This window comes from Rhodococcus sp. 1163, from assembly GCF_002091985.1.
In the GTDB taxonomy this organism is placed as follows: domain Bacteria; phylum Actinomycetota; class Actinomycetes; order Mycobacteriales; family Mycobacteriaceae; genus Rhodococcoides.
On sequence record NZ_MKKX01000017.1, the window covers coordinates 174,045 to 194,739 of the forward strand.

The 20,695-nt window shown below is 64.7% G+C and carries 21 protein-coding genes and 1 riboswitch; all 21 genes read right to left on the bottom strand.

Annotated features, from left to right (window positions below):
* Positions 1-69: 69 nt before the first annotated feature.
* Positions 70-762, bottom strand: coding sequence for a (2Fe-2S)-binding protein (locus BJD99_RS04280; RefSeq protein ID WP_084345564.1), 693 nt, complete (start codon positions 760-762; stop codon positions 70-72).
* Positions 759-1,526: an ABC transporter ATP-binding protein gene (locus tag BJD99_RS04285; RefSeq protein WP_084345565.1), complete on the bottom strand. Its 768-nt coding sequence runs from the start codon at positions 1,524-1,526 to the stop codon at positions 759-761. The genes BJD99_RS04280 and BJD99_RS04285 overlap by 4 nt, the downstream gene beginning before the upstream one ends.
* Positions 1,523-2,611: an iron ABC transporter permease gene (locus tag BJD99_RS04290; RefSeq protein ID WP_084345566.1), complete on the bottom strand. Its 1,089-nt coding sequence runs from the start codon at positions 2,609-2,611 to the stop codon at positions 1,523-1,525. Before BJD99_RS04290 ends, BJD99_RS04285 begins: the two co-directional genes overlap by 4 nt.
* Entirely contained in the window at positions 2,611-3,606 is a 996-nt protein-coding gene (locus BJD99_RS04295; RefSeq protein ID WP_143542046.1) for an ABC transporter substrate-binding protein, read from the bottom strand. The genes BJD99_RS04290 and BJD99_RS04295 overlap by 1 nt, the downstream gene beginning before the upstream one ends.
* 100 nt (positions 3,607-3,706) lie before the next feature.
* Positions 3,707-3,856, bottom strand: a riboswitch (cobalamin riboswitch).
* 41 nt (positions 3,857-3,897) lie between these two features.
* On the bottom strand, positions 3,898-5,199 hold the full coding sequence (locus tag BJD99_RS04300; protein ID WP_084345567.1) for a GAF domain-containing protein: 1,302 nt from the start codon (positions 5,197-5,199) through the stop codon (positions 3,898-3,900).
* A gap of 45 nt (positions 5,200-5,244) precedes the next feature.
* Positions 5,245-6,096: an IclR family transcriptional regulator gene (locus BJD99_RS04305; protein WP_084345568.1), complete on the bottom strand. Its 852-nt coding sequence runs from the start codon at positions 6,094-6,096 to the stop codon at positions 5,245-5,247.
* Positions 6,097-6,261: 165 nt separating this feature from the next.
* Positions 6,262-7,878, bottom strand: coding sequence for an NAD(P)/FAD-dependent oxidoreductase (locus BJD99_RS04310; RefSeq protein WP_084345892.1), 1,617 nt, complete (start codon positions 7,876-7,878; stop codon positions 6,262-6,264).
* Positions 7,879-7,939: 61 nt separating this feature from the next.
* Positions 7,940-8,656, bottom strand: a complete 717-nt coding sequence (locus tag BJD99_RS04315) for an SDR family NAD(P)-dependent oxidoreductase (protein ID WP_084345569.1) — start codon at positions 8,654-8,656, stop codon at positions 7,940-7,942.
* Entirely contained in the window at positions 8,653-9,453 is an 801-nt protein-coding gene (locus tag BJD99_RS04320) for a mycofactocin-coupled SDR family oxidoreductase (protein WP_084345570.1), read from the bottom strand. Before BJD99_RS04320 ends, BJD99_RS04315 begins: the two co-directional genes overlap by 4 nt.
* Before the next feature lie 15 nt (positions 9,454-9,468).
* Positions 9,469-9,891 (bottom strand): Zn-ribbon domain-containing OB-fold protein, encoded by a 423-nt coding sequence (locus tag BJD99_RS04325; protein ID WP_084345571.1) that lies wholly within the window; start codon positions 9,889-9,891, stop codon positions 9,469-9,471.
* Positions 9,892-9,893: 2 nt separating this feature from the next.
* The gene (locus BJD99_RS04330) at positions 9,894-11,096 is read right to left on the bottom strand and encodes a thiolase family protein (protein WP_084345572.1); all 1,203 of its coding nucleotides are present in this window, start codon (positions 11,094-11,096) and stop codon (positions 9,894-9,896) included.
* Entirely contained in the window at positions 11,096-11,536 is a 441-nt protein-coding gene (locus BJD99_RS04335; RefSeq protein WP_084345893.1) for a MaoC/PaaZ C-terminal domain-containing protein, read from the bottom strand. The genes BJD99_RS04330 and BJD99_RS04335 overlap by 1 nt, the downstream gene beginning before the upstream one ends.
* Before the next feature lie 29 nt (positions 11,537-11,565).
* Complete coding sequence (locus BJD99_RS04340) at positions 11,566-12,072, bottom strand: MaoC family dehydratase N-terminal domain-containing protein (protein WP_084345573.1); 507 nt, start codon at positions 12,070-12,072, stop codon at positions 11,566-11,568.
* Between the two features lie 43 nt (positions 12,073-12,115).
* Complete coding sequence (locus tag BJD99_RS04345) at positions 12,116-13,387, bottom strand: CaiB/BaiF CoA-transferase family protein (RefSeq protein ID WP_084345574.1); 1,272 nt, start codon at positions 13,385-13,387, stop codon at positions 12,116-12,118.
* Positions 13,384-14,580: a CaiB/BaiF CoA-transferase family protein gene (locus BJD99_RS04350; RefSeq protein WP_084345575.1), complete on the bottom strand. Its 1,197-nt coding sequence runs from the start codon at positions 14,578-14,580 to the stop codon at positions 13,384-13,386. Before BJD99_RS04350 ends, BJD99_RS04345 begins: the two co-directional genes overlap by 4 nt.
* Complete coding sequence (locus BJD99_RS04355; protein WP_143542047.1) at positions 14,570-15,718, bottom strand: acyl-CoA dehydrogenase family protein; 1,149 nt, start codon at positions 15,716-15,718, stop codon at positions 14,570-14,572. Before BJD99_RS04355 ends, BJD99_RS04350 begins: the two co-directional genes overlap by 11 nt.
* 37 nt (positions 15,719-15,755) lie before the next feature.
* Entirely contained in the window at positions 15,756-16,934 is a 1,179-nt protein-coding gene (locus BJD99_RS04360) for an acyl-CoA dehydrogenase family protein (RefSeq protein ID WP_084345577.1), read from the bottom strand.
* 40 nt (positions 16,935-16,974) lie between these two features.
* Positions 16,975-17,790 (bottom strand): ATP-binding cassette domain-containing protein, encoded by an 816-nt coding sequence (locus BJD99_RS04365; protein WP_084345578.1) that lies wholly within the window; start codon positions 17,788-17,790, stop codon positions 16,975-16,977.
* A complete protein-coding gene (locus BJD99_RS04370; protein ID WP_084345579.1) occupies positions 17,790-18,833 on the bottom strand; it encodes an ABC transporter ATP-binding protein in 1,044 nt (347 codons plus the stop codon). The genes BJD99_RS04365 and BJD99_RS04370 overlap by 1 nt, the downstream gene beginning before the upstream one ends.
* The gene (locus BJD99_RS04375) at positions 18,826-19,713 is read right to left on the bottom strand and encodes an ABC transporter permease (RefSeq protein WP_084345580.1); all 888 of its coding nucleotides are present in this window, start codon (positions 19,711-19,713) and stop codon (positions 18,826-18,828) included. The genes BJD99_RS04370 and BJD99_RS04375 overlap by 8 nt, the downstream gene beginning before the upstream one ends.
* Positions 19,710-20,651 carry an ABC transporter permease gene (locus tag BJD99_RS04380; RefSeq protein WP_084345581.1) on the bottom strand — a complete coding sequence of 314 codons (942 nt, stop codon included), beginning with the start codon at positions 20,649-20,651 and terminating at the stop codon, positions 19,710-19,712. The genes BJD99_RS04375 and BJD99_RS04380 overlap by 4 nt, the downstream gene beginning before the upstream one ends.
* Positions 20,652-20,695: the final 44 nt, after the last annotated feature.

Here is a 20,695-nt window from a genome sequence, read left to right on the forward strand (position 1 = left end):
CACCGATTATGCGGCCCCTCCTACATTGGCCGCACAATCGGTGGACAGTGTGGTCGTATCGCTCGAGCTCTAGTAGCGGGCGGCTCGTTCGAGTCCACGCCGACGATCCGCCGGCGTTCGTCGAGGGCAGCTGGTGCATTTGTCGGCTCCCGCGGTCTCGTACAAAAGGCAGCACGAGCAGCGTTGGGCGAACCGGCAGCCCCCCACGTCGACGAATCTCGGCGACGGCAGCGTTTCCTGCATATTCGCGATCAACGACATAGCGAAGCGACTGCCGATGGTCCTGTCACCGAGGGCGGCCCCCACGTCGAGGCTGCGGTTGGCGATGGAGTCCGTCGCGATTGCCCACAACGCCTGTCGGCGGGCTCCCGACACCTCGGCGAGCACGTCGATGATGCGCGCGAACGCTGCGTCCAGTGCGGGTGCCAGTTGCTCGGTCGAGATGGTCCGCTCGGTGCTCACCCCACCTAGATAGCCGTTGGGCCGCAGGAAGCAGCGTGCGGTATCGAGGCTTGGATCTGCGGCCTCACCGGTCACCATCGCGGTGGCGACAGCAACGAAAGCGAGGGTCGAGCTGGCCGAATACCACCACAGCGTGCCGTTGACCCGATCGTCGACGCAGTTCCACCGCACCCCGGTGTCGACGACGCGAGCCCGAATCCAGTCGGCGTCGAGCATCACCGACGCAGGAAGATCGAACGGGCCTTCGAGGTATTCACCGAGGCCCGGTACTCGCGCCGCAGCACGCGCATAGACGCTCACGCCAGCCCGTGTACATCGAAGACGGGCCTCGGATGGGTACGCACCGTCGCGCGAATCCCGAACACCTCCGCCAGCAACGTGTCGGTCAGCACTTCGGCGGTCGGGCCCGAGGCAACGACGGATCCACCGTCGAGAACCGCCAGCGAGGAGCAGTACTCGACGGCCAGACGCAGATCGTGCACGGTGACGACGATAGCGAGCCCGTCGGCAGCAAGGTCGGCAATGGCACTCATGACGATCAGTTGGTGGCGCAGATCGAGATGGTTGGTCGGCTCGTCGAGCAGCAGAATTCGCGGCTGTTGAGCCAGCGCGCGGGCAATGGAGACACGTTGCCGCTCACCGCCGGACAATGCGCCGACATCACGGTCGGCCAGAGCGGACAATTCCATCCGATGCAAACAGGATGCCACTACCTCGTCGTCGGATGCGGTCGGGGGAGAGAACCAGCCGCGGTGCGGCACCCTCCCGAGCGCGACCGATTCTCGGACCGTCAGTCCCACGGACGCCTCGGGTTCCTGTGCTGCGACGCCGACGGTCCGGGCCAGTTCCGCGCGTTTCATCGACCGTGTGTCGACATGGTCGACGAGGACGGAACCGGATGCCGGTGTCAGCGCACGGTAGCAGCAGCGCAGCGCCGTGGTCTTACCTGAACCGTTGGGTCCGACGAGCCCCAGAATTTCCCCGGGGCGGACGCTGAAATCGATGCTGTGCAACACTTCTCGTGATCCGAGCCGGGCAGTGACCTCGTGTATCGACAGAGTCATCGCTCGGCCCTTCCGTACTGACGAGAGAGCATGAACACGAAGATCGGTGCGCCGACCAGTGCGGTGACCACTCCGACCGGCACCTCGGTGCTGCTGGCAACCGATCGCGCAAGCGTATCTGCCCCCACCAACGCGACCGCCCCGAGCAGCGCCGCCACGGGAAGCAACCTGATGGCCCGGGTACCGACGATGTACCCCGCGAGATGAGGTACGAGCAAACCCACGAAACCGATTCCGCCACCGACGGATACGGCCGCACCGGCAAGCATCGAGACTGCCAGGAGCTGAAGTACACGGAATCGCTGGACGTTCAATCCCAGAGCCGCGGCGCCGTCGTCACCCGTCTTCAGCAGGTCAATCCGCGGCGCACTGAGCAACACCACGGTGCCGACCACCAGGAGTGCGAGAGTGGGGAAAGTCAACGTCGACCAGCGCGCGTCGCCGAATCCTCCTGCCAGCCAATGCAACACACCGCTCAGGGTGTGTTCGTCGGCGAATACGAGAAGAGTGAAGGTGATCAACGCCGAGAACACGGCGCCCAATGCGACGCCGACGAGGATGATCGCCGTCGACTGTGGGTACCTGCCACCGATCAACAATGCCAGGAACAACGGGATCATCGCCCCGATGAAGGCGGCCGCTGGAATGGTGAAGACCCCGAGCGCACCCGCTCCGATACCGAGCACCATCACCACCACGACGCCGAAGCCCGCTCCCGAGGAGACTCCCAGCAGGTACGGATCAGCAAGCGGGTTACGCGTGACTGCCTGTGCGACACCGCCCGCGATCGCAAGCGAGGCACCGACGACCGCTGCCGTCAACGACCGCGGAAGACGTGAGTCGAGGACGATCACTGCGCGAGCCTCGGTCCACCAGGAGTCGAACGCTCCCGGCATCACCTTGTGCATCACGATCGCCCAGACGTCGCCGACGGGAATCCGCACCGACCCGAAGGATGCTGCCGCGGCGATCGCAGCCAGAAGACCGATGGTCAGCAGTGCAAGAACCACTCCGAGCGGAAAGCGTGAACGCCGGTTCGACGCGGGTTCGACAGGCGCAGTGCGTGTTTCGACGGCGGTAGCCATCAGTCCTGGAACCGGTCCGGGTGCAGTGCGCGTGCGATGGTGTCCACGCTCATCACCAGTCGCGGGCTCTCGAAGAAGTCGTCGAGCGGTACGACGATGAAGTTGTCGCGTTGGACGGCAGGCGTCGTCGCCATGATCGGTTGACTTTTCAGGAAGTCGATCTTGCCCTGCGCGGAGGTATCACCGTAGTCGAGGACGACGATCGCCTGTGGTGCGCGTTCGCCGATGATCTCCCACGTCGTGTCCAGGTAAGGCCGCTCGCCTTCGGGGAAGATGTTCGTCGCCCCGGCGTAGTCCGCGATGACCTGCCCGACGCCGACGCCCCCGATGGTCGTGGGAACGTCTTCACCGGAGTCGTAGAAGAACGTCGGGGTCGGAGGCACGCCGGTCAATTTCTCGCCCACCGCGTTCAGGCCTGCCACGACCCCGTCGGTGACGTCTTTCGCAGCATCCTCGGCTCCCAGGATCTCACCGAGTTGGGAATAGTCGTCTTCGAGCATCCCGATGTCGGGGAATCCCGATCCGCAATACTCGGAGAACAGGAACGTCGCGATGCCGACGTCGGTGAACGATTCGCGGGAGCGGCCTTCCTTGTCGTTGAATGCGCTTCGCATGCCGCCCACGACGAGGTCGGGGTCGAGATCGAGGATCTGCTCTTTCGTCGGGTATTCATCGGCGAGGCCGGTGATCTGTGCGAATGCATCTGCCGTCTCCGCAGTGGGCGACGCGTTCTGGTAGCCCATCCCGACAATCCGGTCCGCGACTCCCATCTCGATGAGCACCTCGGTGACGTGGTCGTTCATGGAAACGATGCGTTGCGGAGGGACATCGAACTGCTGGGTGAGGTCGCAGTTGGAGATGGAGACCGGCTCGTCGAACGCGGCCCCGGTCGAGGTGGCGTCTACCGAGTCGCCACGCGAACAGCCCGCGAAGAGCAGCGCTGCAGCGGATCCGACCGCGACAATTCGGACGATGGAGGGAGTAGATGGTGACATATGAACCTCACTTGGAGCTCAGAGCCACGAAATTGAGAGTCGACGCGCAGCAAAAAATCACCCACGCGCAGGACTGCCGATTCGTAGACCACGACGAATAGGTGTCGCACACACAGCCGCTGGGTAATCGGACTCGCCATCTCTACGAGAAGAGACAGCCCACCGTTGCGGGTCAGCGCCGGATTTCGACCGGCTTCCCCCTGCGACTGGCTTGCTTAGTGCTTCGTCCAGCAGTATGCACGAGAGCTTTCGGCAGCAGTCGAGCGCGCCTACCGAGCGCTCAACATGTCGTCAGCTGATACGTCGTGCCCGAACCGCGGGTGCCGAAGAATGCGGCAGCAGTCTGCTGATGTCCTCGGGCAGCAAAATTTCGACGGTCGCCGACGCGTCGAACCGGTAGGGCTGGGTCATGACCACGCCGGACAACTGCTTTCGGAGGCGTGACATTTCGGCTCGCACGGTGATCGCCCTTCCGCCGTCACCGAAGAGATCCGCCGCCATCTGTGCCGCAGTCCGCCCCTCCCGATGGCACGCCAGGAGGTAGAGAATCTCTGCGTGACGAGGCGTCGGCTCGTGTGTCCACTCCCCGACCTCGCTACGGATCTGTACACGCATGTGCTGCGGATGGCGTAAGTCGATGTAGATCGTGGTGGCCCCGGCCGTCTCGGATACCGATGCGCTCTCCGCCATCCCGGTCGGCCGGACGAGCCAACCACCGGGCAACGGCTCGACTTCACACACACCGAGCGTCGGCATCCAGAATCGTCCCGTGGCCAGATCCTCGGGCAGTAGAACTCGAGTGCGCAGCGCTACGGACGAGGTGGCCGCTACCCACCCGTTGGCGTCGACGGCCAATGCGGGGGAATGCAGCCGGGCGAGCATGGGGGCAGCGACCGAACGCAGCCGGTCCAAGTTCTGCCGATGATGTTCACGCAGTTGGAATTCGGCAAGACGGGCAATGGCATCGACCAGTGCGAGGGTCGTCGGGTGCACGGTGTTTGCGGGCCCGCTGACATCCAGTGCGCCGAGGACGTGACCGGTGCGCGGGTCCTTGATGGGCGCGCCTGCGCACGTCCACGGATGGTGACTGCGCACGTAGTGTTCCGCGGAAAATATCTGCACGGCCCGACGTGAAACCAACGCTGTTCCGATGGCATTGGTTCCTACCGAATCCTCGGCCCAGCTGGCGCCCTCGACGAATCCGAGTCCGTCTGCGCGATCGAGCACCGATGTCGAGCCACTGCGCCACAACACCCGCCCGTGACGATCCGCCACGACGAGAATGTTGTTGCCGTCCTGGACCACCGATTCCAAACCTCGAGCCAGATCGTCGAGGACGTCGAACAGACCCGAATCTCGACGGCTCAGCTCGAGATCGGAGATGTCGACGAGCGAGGGTGAGATCGATTTCTGTTCGGGATCGATCCCGAGAGTCTGCAACCGACGCCACGAGTCGCCGATCACCTCGCGCGGCCGGGCGGGACCCTTACCGCCCGCCATTGTCGCGTCGTAGACGGCCGCCAGTATCTGCGCGTAGCGGCGCGGGTCTTCACCTGCCGCCAGCGCAGGCTCGGGACCTGTCGACTGAGTCATTGCCGACAATTGTGCGCCAGCTCACATCGCTATGCAGAGGTGGGGTCAGTTGGCTTTCATCGACAGAGCTTTGCGGGCACGGCGAGGGGCTCCCAGTTCGGGGAACAGAGTCCGCGTGACCTCACGAGCGGCATCCACCACCAAAGGCGCAACTCGCTCGAGTTGTGCAGTCCGCATCTCCCCACACAGCGCGATACCGCCGGCCGGACCCTCGTAGCCACGAATCGCCGATGCCACGCATGCGATCCCACTGACCGACTCGCCGAGACAGAACGTCAGCCCCTTGCGCTGACGAATGCGGTTCAACTCCAGATGCAGGACCGCTCGGTCGGTAATGGTGTGGTCGGTGAAGCGGGGAAGGGTCGGACCGAACAAGGTGTCGACATGCTCGGGATCCAGCCACGCCAGCATCGCCTTTCCACCGGCCGTCGCGTGTGCCGACACCCGGCCACCGACGCGGGATGGCAGCGCGGAGGCGAACCGTCCACCGACCTTGTCGAGACAGACGCTTTCGGGCCCGTCGAGCACGGACAGATGGACGACCATCCCGGTCTGCATGTGCAGTTCGTGCAGGATCGGTGCTGCAGCCTCGCGAATCTGGCTACGTCCACCGTCACCGCCGCCGAGTCCGAGGGCACGCGCACCGAGGCCATAACCGACCGAAGAGTGATTCACCCAGTCGAGCCGGATGAGCTGATCGAGAATGCGGTGAACAGTGGACCGCGGAAGCTGAGTGCAGAACGAGATCTCTTCGAGGGACAGCCGGGCTGCTCGACCGTCGAACGCGTCCAGGATCAGGGTCATGCGTTCGACCATCGACGGCGGCAGGACCGACCTGGACTGTGCGCCGATGGCCCGGCCGGCGAACCTTGTGTCGTTCATGTCAACGATGGTCATGGCACTCCCCCAGATCAGTTTCGAGTCGAATCACAGCTTTACGGAGCCGAACCGAGGGCATGAATCACTGAGTGATACTTGGTATCTCATCACACACCAAAGAGTAAAAGAGATTTAGATCACCGTCAAGCGGGCCCGCATCCCCGGTGCAGACCCGCCGTGACGTCACTCCTGACTTGCAGCGAGCGCGGAGAGATCGAACCCCTTGTACCCCGCCGCAGCAACCTCGGCAATCTTCTGGCCATAGTTGCCGAAACCACCCGCATACATCATGAAGACACGCGGCTTGCCCTCGATATTTGCACCCATGTACCAGGAGTTGGCCTGTGGGAACAAAGTTTTCGCGGCGACGGCGGCACACTCGGCTATCCAGTCCACAGCAGCTTGTTCGCTTGCCTCGATGACCGCGTAATCGTTGCTGTCGAGGTACGCGATCGCGTCCGCGATCCAGTTCACGTGCTGCTCGGAACCCAGCACCATGTTTGCCAGCACGCCGGGGCTGCCGGGTCCGGTGATCAGGAACATGTTGGGGAAGCCGGCCGCAGCGATGCCGTGCAGTGTCTGCGGTCCTGCCGCCCATGCCTCACGCAGCAGTACCCCGTCGCGTCCACGGATGTCGATGCGGTCCAGTGAACCGGTGATCGCGTCGAAGCCTGTGGCGAACACGATCATGTCCAGGTCGTAGTGCGCGTCGGCAGTCGCGATGCCCGTCTCGTCGATGGCGGTGATCGGCGCCTTGCGGAGATTCACCAGTGTGACGTTGTCGCGGTTGTAGGTCGCGAAGTAACCGGAGTCGGTGACGATGCGCTTGGACCCGATCGGGTGGTCCGTCGGGATCAGTACGTCGGCCACGGACTGATCTTCGATGACCGCGCGAATCTTGCGCTCAGCGAAGCCTCGAGCCAAGTTGTTGGCCTCGATGTCGCTCATCTGGTCCGCGAACGTCTTGGCGAACAACACCCCGCCGAGCTCCCAGTACTGCTCGAACTCTGCCTCCCGTTCGTCCGCCGGAACCTCGAGCGCACTCTTCGGGTTCGAGACGAAGGGTGAACCACCACCGCTGGCCCAACTCTTGCGTCGACGCTCGGCGTAAGTCGCCTTCTGCTCACGGCGAGTCTCTTCGTCCAGCGGGCGGTTGCTCGCGGGCACGGAGAAGTTCGGGGTGCGCTGGAAGACGTGCAGCGTCGCTGCCTCCTCGGCGATCAGCGGGATGGACTGGATGCCCGAGGATCCGGTGCCGATGACACCGACCCGCTTTCCGGCGAAATCGACCCCGGTGCGCGGCCAGTCGCCGGTATGCAGGATCTCTCCGCCGAAGCTGTCGCGGCCCGGGATGTTCGGCAGGTTCGTGGTGGACAGCGCGCCGGTGGCCAGCACACAGAATCGCGCCGTCACCTTCTCGCCCTTGTCGGTGACGATGTTCCACCGTGCGGCCTGCTCGTCGAACGTCGCGGACACCACTCGGGTGTCGAACTCGAAGCCGCTACGCAGGTCGAATCGGTCCGCGACGTGTTCGAGGTATGCCAGGATCTCGGGCTGCGTAGCGTAGCGCTCGGACCAGTCCCACTCCTGCTGCAGGTCATCGTCGAAGGAATACGAGTAGTCGACGCTTTCCACGTCGCAGCGGGCACCCGGGTAGCGGTTGAAGTACCACGTGCCACCGACGTCGGAAGCTGCCTCGAAGCCCTGGACGTCGAGTCCCTGCCCGCGGAACTTGTGCATCGCGTACAGGCCGGCGAGGCCTGCTCCGACAACCACCACGTCCACATTGGTTCGCGTCATGATCGATTCCTTCTTTCTGAAGAGTGTGTTGTTTCGACTGGCACGCACGTCACCCGGGCTCTCACGCGTAGACCATGTCGAGAGGCATCGTGATCCCGGTGATGGAGCGGGCTTCGTCGGAGGCCAGGAACAGGCTCACGTCGGCGATGTCCTGGCTCGCCCTTCCGTCCGTGCTCATGGAAGGGTTCACGATGTTGATTCGAATACTGTGTGGCGCAAGCTCCTTCGCCAGCGATCGCATCAGCCCGACCAGCCCGTGCTCGGCCGCGGCGACGTGGCCCATGCCGTTCAGGCCCCGCACGCCGGCCGTGGAGCTGACCAGGACGAGCGAACCACCGCTCCCGCCCTCGATCAGGTGTGGAATAGCGGCCTTGCAGGTCTTCCACATCCCGGTGAGGTTCACATCCAGCATCGTCTGCCAGACCTCGGACGAGAGCTCCATGGTTTTGCCGGTGGAACTGATTCCGGCGCCTGCGCAGACGATGTCGAGCCTGCCGAGTGCGTCGACGCCGCGGGCTACCGCCGCATCGAGCGCGCTCTGCTCGCGGACATCTGCCTCGATGGCGAAGATCCGTCGCCCGAGCAGTTCGACCTGTCGGACAGTCTCCGCCAGATCCGCGCTACTGGCGGCAGGGGTCGTCGAGTGCGCTACCGCGGTGCAGCAGTCCACCACGATCAGGTCGGCACCCTCCTGAGCGAATCGCACCGCCTGCGCGCGTCCGATCCCCCGGGCTCCGCCGGTGATCAATGCCGTCTTGCCCGCCAATCGCCCACTCATGACATCGCTTTCTGTGTAAGTCCGGCGTCGACCACCAGTTGTGTGCCGGTGATGTACCGCGCCTCGTCCGAGGCCAGGAACACCACCGCATTGCTCACATCCACCGACTCCACCCAGGGGACCGGCAACAGGTGCCGCGCGGCGAGGACATCGACGACGTCCTCGGCCGTTGGATCCTCGAGGTCCGGTCGCAACCGGGCGAAGGTTGCCGGGTTGAGTGTCATCGCCGTGTCCACTGCGCCTGGGTGGACGGTATTGACGCGAATCGACTGCGGGCCGAGCTCGTTGGCCAGTGTCCTGGCCAGTCCGACCACCGCATGTTTGGCTGCGCTGTAGTGCGAGGCACCGGGAGCCGCGCTGATGCCGGCCGTCGAGCTGATGATGATCACCGAACCGCCGGCGACCTCCAGCGCCGCGACGCCCGCCAGCACGGTGTGCCAGACACCGGTCAGGTTGACGGCCATCGACCGCTCCCACAGAGCCTCGTCGATCGTCCACGACGGGCCGACGTTCTCGGTCACTCCGGCATTCGCGACCACCGTGTCCAACCTGCCGAGCTCTCCGACACCCAGTGCGACTGCATCCTTCGTCGCCGCCAGGTCGCGCACGTCCGCAACGTCGGTGACGATTCGACGGCCCTCGGCCCGAACCAGCGCCGCTGTCTCGGCAAGGCCTGCCTCGACGAGATCGAGCGCGATGATGTCCGCGCCCTCCTGGGCCAACCGCACCGCGTGGGTGCGGCCCATTCCTCCGCCTGCGCCGGTGATCAACGCGACCTTGCCGGCCATCTGTGACATCTGTGATTCCTCTCGTCAGTCTCGGTTGCCGGCCGGGCGATAACGCAGGAGCGTGATGTCGCGGTCGGGATAGTCGCAGAACACCGGCTCGACGCGCATGCCGATTTCCAGGTCTGCCGGGTCGACCTCCACCATCTCCGTGCTCAGCCGCGGGCCCACGTCCCACTGGACGACGGCCAGGATCTGCGGGAGCGAGTCCGCCCATGGCGGCGCGGTGGGGCGATCGGCCACGGTGTAGGTGTACAGCGTGCCCAGCCCGGTGATTTCCCGCCATTCGAGATCGTCTGCCAGGGTCCGCGGCGCCAGCACCCGCGGGTAGAACACGTACTCGTCCGAGGACGGCGAGTACTGGATCTCGATCCGGTGCTCGCGGAGGCTGTCCCAGAACGGCTTGGTGACCGGGGTGGGCTCGGGAAACGGCTTTTCTGCGGTGCTCATACTCATTCTCCTTGCAGGATCAAAGCGACCTGCTCGCTCATGATTCCGCCGTTGCCGGTGACGAATGCCGTGTTGCAGTCCTCGACCTGTGCCTCGCCTGCTCGTCCCATCAGTTGCCGGACGCCATCGACCACGTGGTGCATGCCGCCTGCCATGCCTGCCTGCCCGAAGGAGAGCTGGCCACCTGCGGTGTTCAGCGGGAAGTCGCCACGGAAGGTGAGGTCGCGTTCCTTGACCCACTCCATGCCGGTGCCCTTCTCGCAGAACCCTGCGTCCTCCAGGCTCATCAGCACGGTGATCGTGTAGCAGTCGTAGATCGACGCCACGTCGATGTCGGAGCGCTCGACGCCTGCCATCGCGAAGGCTCTGTCCGCCGCCGCCTTGATGGGTGTGCGGACCATGTCCTCGGCGTAAGTAGGCGTCTTGAACGAGATCCGCTCGCCGAAGCCTTTGACCCACACTGGACGGTTCTTCGACTTGCGCGCCACGTCGGCGTTACCGACGATCACACCCGCGCCGCCCTGCACCCGCATGACGACCTCGAGCATCCGGATAGGGTCCGCGATCATCGGGCTGGCGAGCACGTCGTCGAGAGTGATCGGCTTACCGTGGAACACCGCACCGGGGGTGGCACACGCGTTCGTCCGCTGGTCGACGGCGATCTTCGCGGTCGCCTCCGGGTCGTAGCCGAACTCGGCTGCGTAGCGTCGGGCGATCTGCGCGTACGGCGCATTCTGGCCGAGGTTGCCGTAGGGGATCTCGAACTCCGCCTGAGGCGAGCCGAAGTTGTTGCTCGACGCGCCGAAGTAACCGGGGTCCTTGGCCGGGCGTTGCTGCGAGCGCGGCAACATGTACGAGCCCGGGACGACCACGAGCACGGATTCACACAGGCCGAGCTCCACGGCAGCAGCCGCACGCCACACCATGCCGGCTGCAGTGGCGCCGCCGAGGTCGACCCGCTCGCCGAAGTTCAACGGCAGTCCCATGTACTCCGACAGCGTGGCCGGAACGAACATGTCAGACTCCGCCAGACCATGCGCGACGATGCCGTCGACCTGGGAGGCGTCGATGCCCGCGTCGTCGATCGCCATCTTCGACAATCTCGCCCACTGCTCGATGGTGAACTGCTCCGGGCGAGTCTGCTTGCGCTGGGACGGCAGTTCGCAGAAGCCGAGAATGGCTGCTTCGCCGCGTAGTCCGCTCATCAGGCAGCCTCGGTCCGGCGTGGCAGGGTGACGGTGGCAGTGCCCGGCATCAACAGCTCGCCGTCGCGCTCACCGCGAATCTCCAAGTCCACCAAAGCGCGTCCGTCTTCCTCACGCTTGGCCGTGACCGTTCCCACGAAGTCCAGCTCCTGGCCGGGAAAGGCGACGGCGCGGTTCTGCGCCGAGTACGTCACCAAGGTGCCGGCGCCGCCGATCCAATCGGTGACGGCACGCGCCAGTAGTGCGGCCTGAAGCGGTCCCTGCACCAGCGGCGCTTGGTAACCCTCGACATCGACTGCCCAGGTCTTGTCGTAATGGATCCGGTGCGCGTTGTACGTCGCAGCACTGAACAAGAACATCTGGATCTCGTCGACGCTCGTGCGCAGGGTGGTGATCTGGTCCCCTACCGTGACGTCGTCGAAGTGCAGCTGGTCCGCCATCGCGTTCTCCCTCAACTCTTTTCCTTCTCTCATGGCCGCGCGATCATCGATGTCGTTGCTTCGGCGACCAGTTCGCGGCGCTGATTGGTGTACGTGGTCTTCCACGTCACCAGCACGAAACGTCCTGAGCGGCCTTGCTTCTCCACGATCGACTCGACTGTGCGCACCGAGGTGATCACGTCGCCGTCGTAGGAGGGGCGCAGGAACGTGGTGCTCTCGCCGCCCGCCATCCGCTTGGGGCACTTGGGAAACGTCAGGTTCCCGGATGCGGCACCGGAGGAGCCGTCGACGCGCAGGGTGTCGATCGGGGTGACGCCGAGGATCGAGTACTGCACGTAGAGCGGCGGGCAGATGACGTCTGCGTAGCCGTGTTCACGTGCGTAGTCCCCGTCGAAGTACAGCGGGTTGTCCTCGCGGACGGACACGGCCCAACGCTGCCAATCACGCTGAACGACAGCACCTTTCGCGGTCGCTACGACCGTTCCAATCCGGGCCGCGACCTCGTCCGGGATCAACGACTCTGCTGTTTCTGGCATCGGTTGCCCGCCTAACTGTGTTGAATTCGAATGCATCTGTCTGTCAGGCAATCTGGTGGTCGGTGATCAAGCCACGAGCCACCTGGTCGGCGTACTGCTCAGCGGAGTAACCGAGCAACTCCTTGTAGAGGTACTCGTTGTCCTCACCGAAGCCCGGAACCGCCCGGCCGAATGCCAGGTCGAAACCCTCTGCTCGCCACGGGTGGCCGGGGTAGCGGTGCGTGCCCACCGACGGGTGGCTGCGCTCCTGGAACCAGCCGCGTGCTGCCAGGTGCGGATCCTCGAGCAACCGAGTTTCGCTCATCACCTCGCCGGCAGGCACGTCGACGTCCTGCAATTCTCGAACGATCTGCTCAGCCGACCGCTTTTGGCACCAACCTGCCAGCACTGCCCGGATTGCGGCGGAGTTCTCCGCGCGCAGCGCGGCGGTCTCGCCCATCCCCGCCAGTCCTTCGGGGTCTACGAGTGCTGCCATCACGATCCAATCTCGGTCGTCGCGCACCGACACGGCGACCCAACGGTCCTCGTCGGCCGAGAGGAACACGTCCTGCAGCATGTGCAGATCGGTGTTTCCGAGCACCTGCGGGTTGCGAGCGTTCATCTGGCAGTCGAGCACGAACTCGCCGATGTCGGCCATGACCGCTTCCGCCTGTGGGAACTCGACCAAGCCGCCGAGCCCGGTGCGTTCGCGATCCCACAGCGCTGCCATCACCGCGAACGCGACGCCCGCGGGGGCCGCCTCGTCCATGTGGTAGTTCTCGCCTGCCGAATCGGGCTCTTCGCCCTCGTACCCGTCCATTGCTGCGATGCCGACGAGCGAGTTGAAGTTCGGCCCGTAACCGAGATAGTCGCTCATGGGTCCGCTCATTCCCATCGGCGGCATCCGTACCACGACCAGGCGTGGGTTGATCGCCAGCAGCGCCTCGTGGCCCAGCCCCAGCTTCTCGAGCGTGCCGTTGGAGTTGTTCTCCACCAGCACATCACTGATCTCGAGCAGCTCGATAGCGGCGGCATGGCCTTCTTCGGTCTCCAAGTTCGCGCACGCGGCCAGCTTGTTCCTTGAGTGCCAATTGAAGAGCGCGGTCCGCTCGTACGGTCGTTCACCCGGGTCCTTGTCCGGGTACGTGCCGCCGTGGTAGCCGGTGGAGGCGATGAGTTCCTTGGTCGTCTTCGCGGACACCTGCCTGCTGGCGCGGTTGTTGCCCTCGAGCCGAATCACCTCGGCACCGAGGTCACCCAGCAGTGCCGTCGCACCCGGCCCGGACCATACGACCGTCAGATCGACAACGCGGATCCCTTCGAGTGGATAGCTCATGCCAGGCTCGCCTTCTGCTCGTTCTGCTCCCGAATCCGTGCACCGTGCTGATCGAGCAGCGGCGCGGCCGTTTTGATCGCATGACCGCCGCGCATCCGCCACGGTGCGCCCGTATAGGTCAGGGTTCCCGCGACGGGATGCTCCACCTCGGTGAACGCCCCGCGGCCGCGGAAGTGCTCGTGTGCCAGCAGCTCCGAGACCTCCATGAAGGCGGTGACCGGGATACGAGCCTCCTCACAGCGCTCCATCAGGTCCATCTTGTCGTTCGCCAGGCACCAGGCCTCGATGTACGCCATGAAGTCCTCGCGGTCCTGGCCGCTCACGGTCGGCATGTTGTGGAAGCGCTCGTGGAACTCCGGGTCGTCGGCGCCGGCGAGGTCGATCAGCCGGTTCCAGAACACCTGGTTGGTCACGTAGATCATCACGAAGCCGTCGTTGGTGCGGAACGGCCCGGTGAAGGTCGCCCCATGCCGATGCGGGCTACGGACCCCTCGCGGCGCCACCATTCCCGAGTAGGACGCCGAGAGCAGGTACGACGCGCGACGGTCTGCCCCAGCGAGCAACACTTCCTGCCCGGACACATCGATCACCGAACCCGAACCTGTGCGTCGGGCATGGAAGATGCCGGCCATCGTGGCCTCACCCGCCGAACGCCCGATCGTGTAGTGCTCGAGCAGACCCGGCTTGCGCAGCGGAGCACGGTCGGCCGCGCCCGTCGCGTTCATCGGGCCGCCGGCTGCCTGCAGAACGAGCCCGGTGGCCTCGCGGTCCCGGTTGGGCCCGTCCTGGCCGAAGGCACTGATGCGGGTCACCACCAGCCGTGGGTTCCGCGCGCGCAGCACGTCGGGACCGATACCGAGGCTCTCGAGATGCCCCGGACGGAACGACTCGACCACCGCGTCGGCGGTCTCGATCAAGGTGAGCAGGACCTCCACATCGGCGGGGTCGTGTAGATCGAGTGCCACCGACTGCTTGTTGGTGTTCAGGTGCAGGAACAGCGCGCTGGCCTCGGGGTCCGGAACATCACCGGGGAAAGGTCCCCATCGACGCGTCAGGCTGCCTTCGCCGGGCCGTTCGATCTTGATGACCTCTGCGCCGAAGTCTGCGAACAGCTTGCTCGCGTACTCACCCGCCACCCACCGAGACAGGTCGATGACACGGAGTCCGGAAAGTGCTTGCGGCTCAATGGACAAGGCCGATCTCCTCCTCTAGCCAGCGCGCGGCCACGTCTGCCGTACCGCCACGGATCTCGGATACTTTGGCCCGCTCGGACCACAGATGCAGGTCCGTCTCTCGGACGTACCCCATTCCGCCGTGGACCTGGTGTGCGTTGAGCGTTGCCCACTTGTAGGCCTCGCTGGCGTGCATCTTGGCAATCGCCACGTTGCGGCCGGCCTGCTCGCCGCGTGCGAGCCACCAGACTGCCGAATCTGCGGACAGTCGCGAAGCCTCGAGTGCGATGTGAATGTCGGCCACGATGTGCTGGACCGCCTGGAAGATGCCGATCGGGCGTCCGAACTGCTCGCGGGTACGCACGTAATCCACGGTCCGCTCCAGCACGGCAGCGCCGCCGCCGGACATTTCCACGCACTGCAAAGCGGTGACCACGTCTGCCACCCACCGCACGTCGACGAGCGCCGGCCCGGCATTGCCGGCGAGAACCCGCTCGTCCGGCACGAAGAGCTCGTCGAGCTCGACGCGGTACTGGTGCTCACCTGCGATGGTCGGCTGCCACGTGCTCGTCCATCCCTGCCCGCCGGGCTCGACGAGCAAGCCGAGCATTCGGTTCGGCTCCGCGAACACGGTCGAGGTGGCCGTCACGAGCAGAAGTTCGGCCAGCTCGGCGTTCTCCACGAACGGCAGGAGTCCGCTGAGCGACCAGCCTCCGTCTGCGCGCGTCGCCGTCAGGGTGGGCTTCACATTGTGGGCGTCGGCGGCGTCCCAGAGGGCTACCCCGGCCCGAAGTTCGCCCGCCGCGACACGCGGAAGGTACTGCTCGCGCATCTCCTGACCGGCCAGTCGGTCCAGCGCGATGCCGAACGCCAGCGTGCTGTAGATGATGGACGGGCACAGTGCCCGTCCGGCCTCGGAGTAGAAGATGCCGAGCTCGTTGAGCGTGGCACCCGCCCCGCCGAGCTCCTCTTCGAGCGCCAAACCGAACACGCCCATCTCGGTCAGTGCGCGCCAGAGCGAGTCCGGGAACACTGTCCCGGACGATTCGGAACCGGCAGCTTTCCACTTACGCACCAGATCGGGCGTGCACTCCTTGACGAACAGCGAACGGAGAACCGCTCGCAATTCCGACTGCTCCTCCGTGGGAACGAGTCTCATGACTTTCTCCTCTTGATCTCGTCTACGCAGCTCATGGTCATCGTCCGCCGCGCGGCAAGCCGTGCCCACGCTGGGCGATGACGTCTCTGAGCACTTCGTTGGCGCCTGCACCGAACCGCAGCAGCGGTGCGGCGCGGTAGAGCCGTTCGAACTTTCCATCGAGCGGGGCACCCTCGGTACCGATCGCGAGAACACCCGCCATGCCCAGTACCTGGGTACCGACGTCGGCGATGCGCTGGCGCAGCTCACTCGAGTAGATCTTCTCGGCGCTGACCAGTACCGACGGAATGATGCCGTCCTCGAGCAGCGACGAGGCCTCGAAGCCCATCAGCCGGGCAGCCTCCACCTCGGCGTCGAGCTGTGCGATCTTGCGACGGAGCGCCGGGTCGTCGATCGGGCGAAGACCGTCCGCGCGCTCGTCCTTGGCCAGGCCGATGAGCTCGTCCACCGAGCGACGCAGGTCGCCGACGTTGGTCAGGGCACCTCGCTCGAGATCCAGCGCGCCGATGATGTAGCGCCAGCCCTGGTCGACTTCACCGATCAGGTTGGTCACCGGCACCCTGACGTTGTCGAAGAACGTCTCGTTGGTGCGGTAATCCGACCACGCCATGATCGGACGGATGGTGATGCCGGGTGCGTCGATGGGCACGATGATCACCGAGATGCCCTTGTGCTTGGGCACATCCTTGTCGGTGCGCACGCACAGCCACTCGTGGGTGACGCGCTGCGCCATGCTGTTCCAGATCTTGGATCCGTTGATCACCCACTCGTCACCGTCGAGCACCGCGGTGGTCCGCAGGCTGGCGAGGTCGGTACCGGCGTCGGGCTCGGAATAGCCGACCGCACAGGTCATCTCACCGCGCGCGATCGGCGGCAGGAACTCTTCCCGGTTGCGAGCGGTGCCATTTCGCATGATCATCGGCGCTACCGAGGTGACGGTGAGGTCCGGCCCGGGCACACCCCAGTACTCGAACTCGCTGACCAGAAGATGCTGGTACACCGCGCCCAGCCCTAGCCCGCCGAACTCCTTGGGCCAGTTCAGCCCGAACCAGCCTTTGTCGCCGATCTTCTTACGGAACGCGGTGACCTCGCCACCGAGAAACTCGATGTCGTGCTCTGCCATCTCGGCGCGCAGTGCGGGGGTGACATTCTCGGCGAGGAACGCGCGTACCTCCTCGAGCCAGCGCTTCTGGTCTGCGTCCAACTGGAAATCCATGCCTCACAGCTTTCGATAGGGTGAAAATCAAAATAAGAAATCAACTGGTTTCGACGGTCCTGGCCAGTCGAGGGATCGGGACGGGGATCGCGTCGAGCAGCGTGCGGGTGTATTGCTCCTGCGGATTCGCGAAGACGTCCGCCACCACGCCCGACTCCACGATTTTGCCTGCAGCCATCACCAGTACCCGGTCGGCGATCACTTCGATCAGAGCGAGGTCGTGGCCGATGAACAGGTAGGCCAAGCCCAGTTCGTCCTGCAGGTCGCGCAGCAGGTTGAGTACCTGCGCGCGCACCGAGACGTCCAATGCCGCCACCGGTTCGTCGCAGACGATCATCTTCGGGCTCAGCGTCAGTGCCCTGGCGATCGCGACGCGCTGGAGCTGCCCGCCGGACAGCTCCGATGGGTAGCGGTCCAGGTAGCGAGAGCCGATGTGCACCTTGCTCAGCAGCTCGCGCACGGCCTTCGCACGCGCGGTCCGATCGAGATCGGTGTGCACGACCAACGGCTCGGCCACAGCTTCCCCGATGGTCATCCGCGGGTTCAGGCAACTGTGGGGATCCTGGAAGATCATCTGCATTCCACGTCGCATCTGACGCAGTGCTGCCGGTTTGGCAGCGCGCACATCTTCACCGTCGAAAATGATCGTGCCGGTGTCGGGTTCGATCAACCGCAGCACGATGCGCCCGACCGTCGACTTGCCCGCGCCGGATTCCCCGACGACGGCCAGACATTCACCGGCCTCGAGCGTGAAACTGACGTCACTGACCGAGGGGGCGCCCGGTTTCGGCCGGCCCCACCAGTTTCGGCCCGAGTCGAAGGTCTTGGACACGTTCGATACTTCGAGAAGGCTCATCAGATCGTCACCCCGGCAAGTGTTAGTTCGGAGGCGCGCACGCAGCGCGCATGGCTGGTGCCGTCCACCTGAGTCATCGGCGGATGCACCGCATCGCACAGGCCGGGCTTTGCAGACTCGCAGCGATCGAAGAACCGGCAACCCGACGGCCAGTCCGCGGCGGCGGGAATGCCACCGGGAATGGCGGAGAGTCGACGCCGTGTGCCGGAGTTCGGCTGCGGGATGGAGGCAAGCAGACCCGAGGTGTACGGGTGAGCCGGCCGGAAGAATACGTCGTCGATCGTGCCCTCTTCGGCGCTCTCGCCGGCGTACATGACGATTACCTTCTGGCAGAGTTCGGCGACGACGGCGAGGTCGTGGCTGACGAACAGCATCGCAACGCCCGTCTGCTCCTGCAGATCCCGAAGCAAGGACAGGATTGTCGCCTGCACCGTCACATCCAGTGCGGTGGTCGGCTCGTCGGCGATGAGCATTCGTGGTTTGCTGGCCATCACCATCGCGATCATGACCCGCTGGCACATGCCGCCACTGAACGCATGGGGGTACTCGTCGACTCTGTCTGCAGCCCTGGGAATCTGGACCAATTCCAACATTTCGACGGCCTTCGCCATCGCGGCCTTGCGTCCCAGTCCGAGGTGTCGGCGGACCGACTCGGCGATCTGGTCACCGACGGTGAACGCGGGATTGAGGCTACGAATCGGCTGCTGGAAGATCATTCCCATTCCGCCGCCACGCAGGTCCCGCCAGACGCGGTCGGGTGCCGCGGTCAAATCCTGGCCGTCGAACACCACTTTGGAGCCCGGCGCAAGCCTGCCCCCGGTTCTGCCGGTCAGCCCCATCAGGGCCAGCGAGGTCACGGTCTTACCCGAACCGGATTCACCGACCAGAGCGACGGATTCACCGGCTGCGAGGTCGAACGAGACTCCGTCCACCGCGGTCAGCCACTTGCCGCGGCCCGCGGGGAATTGCACCGTCAGGTCCTGGACCTGCAGGAGCGGTGAGTCTTTCCGGGCAGAGCTTTCCATCGAGTTCTTGTCAAGCATCTTCGCTACCACTTCGGCTCCTCACCATCGCTCGTCGCACACCGTCACCGAGGTAGGTGAAAGCAAGTACTGCCAGGAAGATCATGACCCCGGGCGGCCACACTAGATACGGGGCGAGCTGCATATTCGATGCCGCGGTGCTGAGCATGGAACCCCAGCTCGCAGCCGGCGCCTTCGCGCCGAGACCCAAGAAGCTCAACGAAGCCTCCGCGGCAACGGCCGAACCGAGAGATACCGAGATCACCAGCACCACCGGCGGCATCACATTCGGCAGGACGTGCCGCACGATCACGCGGATCGGCCGACATCCCAGTGCCACAGCGGATTCGATGTACGTCTCATGACACACGTCCATCGTGGAAGCCCTCGCGACACGGAAGAACCGCGGTGTCATGACCAATCCGACGGCAACCATCGCGTTGGTGATTCCGGAGCCGAGTACTGCCACGATTGTGATGGCCAGTACCAGGGCGGGGGCACTCATCAGCGCATCCATGATTCTGGTCAGCACGGTGTTGATCCATCCGCCGACGTAGCCGGCGATCACACCCAACGGCAGGCCGAGCACCAATGCAAGACCCACCGCCTGCAGTGCGGCAGTCAATGAGATCCGCGCTCCGAAGATCAATCGGCTCAACGCATCCCGGCCGTAGTCATCGGTGCCGAGCCAGTGCTCCGCGCTCGGTGGCGAGAGCCTGTCGAGTAGGTCCTGCGCGTACGGGTCGTAGGGGGCGATCCATGGCGCGAAGATGGCCATCAATGCCAGGGCAACTACGAACACCAGAGCGATCAGGGCAGCGGGCCGTCGGCGCATCCCGCTGAGCACACCACCGGTTTTCCGTGGCGCGGTCTTCGACTCTTCGTCTGACTGCGTTGTCATGAGCGAACTTTCGGGTTGAAGTAGCCGTAGGAGATGTCCACCAGAAGGTTCACCAGCACCACCACGATCGTGGTGAACAGGACGAAGCCCAACAGCACCGGGATGTCATGGTTCTGCACGCTGTCGACGGCCAGGCTGCCCAATCCCGGCATGCCGTAGATGATCTCGATGGTCACGGCGCCGCCGAGCACCTCGGAGACTCGGAAGCCCAGAACGGTGACCACGGGGATGCATGCGTTCTTGAGTGCATGCTTGAACATCACGCTGGTCTTGGACAACCCGCGGGCCTCGGCGTTGAGAATGTAATCGCTCTCGAGCACCTTGCCGAGCGCGGACCGCAGCTGCAACGTCACTTCGGCGGCGGGCAGTAGCGCCAACGCTATGCCCGGTAACACCAGGTGTTGCAGCCACGGGACCACGCCCTCGGACAACGGTACGTAGCCGAACGCGGGAAAGATCTGGTTGCTCACTGCGAACAGAGAGACCAGGACCAGCCCGAACCAGAATGCGGGGATTGCGATGGCAATGGATGCCACCACGTTGACCGCTCGATCGATCACTCCGCCCGGCCGGATGGCCGCCACGATGCCGAGAAGCCCGCCGACCAGCACCGCGATGACCATCGCGAACAGAACCAGCGACATCGTGGTGGCCATCCGGCGACTGATCAGCTCGGTGACCGACTGATTCGACAGGAACGACATGCCCAGGTCGCCGTGAAGTACCCCACCGACCCAGTCCACGTAGCGAACGAACACATTGTCGTCGAGTCGCAGATTCTCGCGAATCGCCGCCAACCGCTCGGGAGTGGGGTTCTCACCGGCGAGTACGACGGCGGGATCTCCCGGAGTGAGGTCGATCAGCACGAAAATCAGAAACGGCACTATCAGCAGCAGCGGCACTGCGGCCAGCAGCCGCTGGCCTCCGTATCGCAACATGGCTTGCCTCTCGGGTCGAAAAACTCGGACTTGGGGGTGAGTCG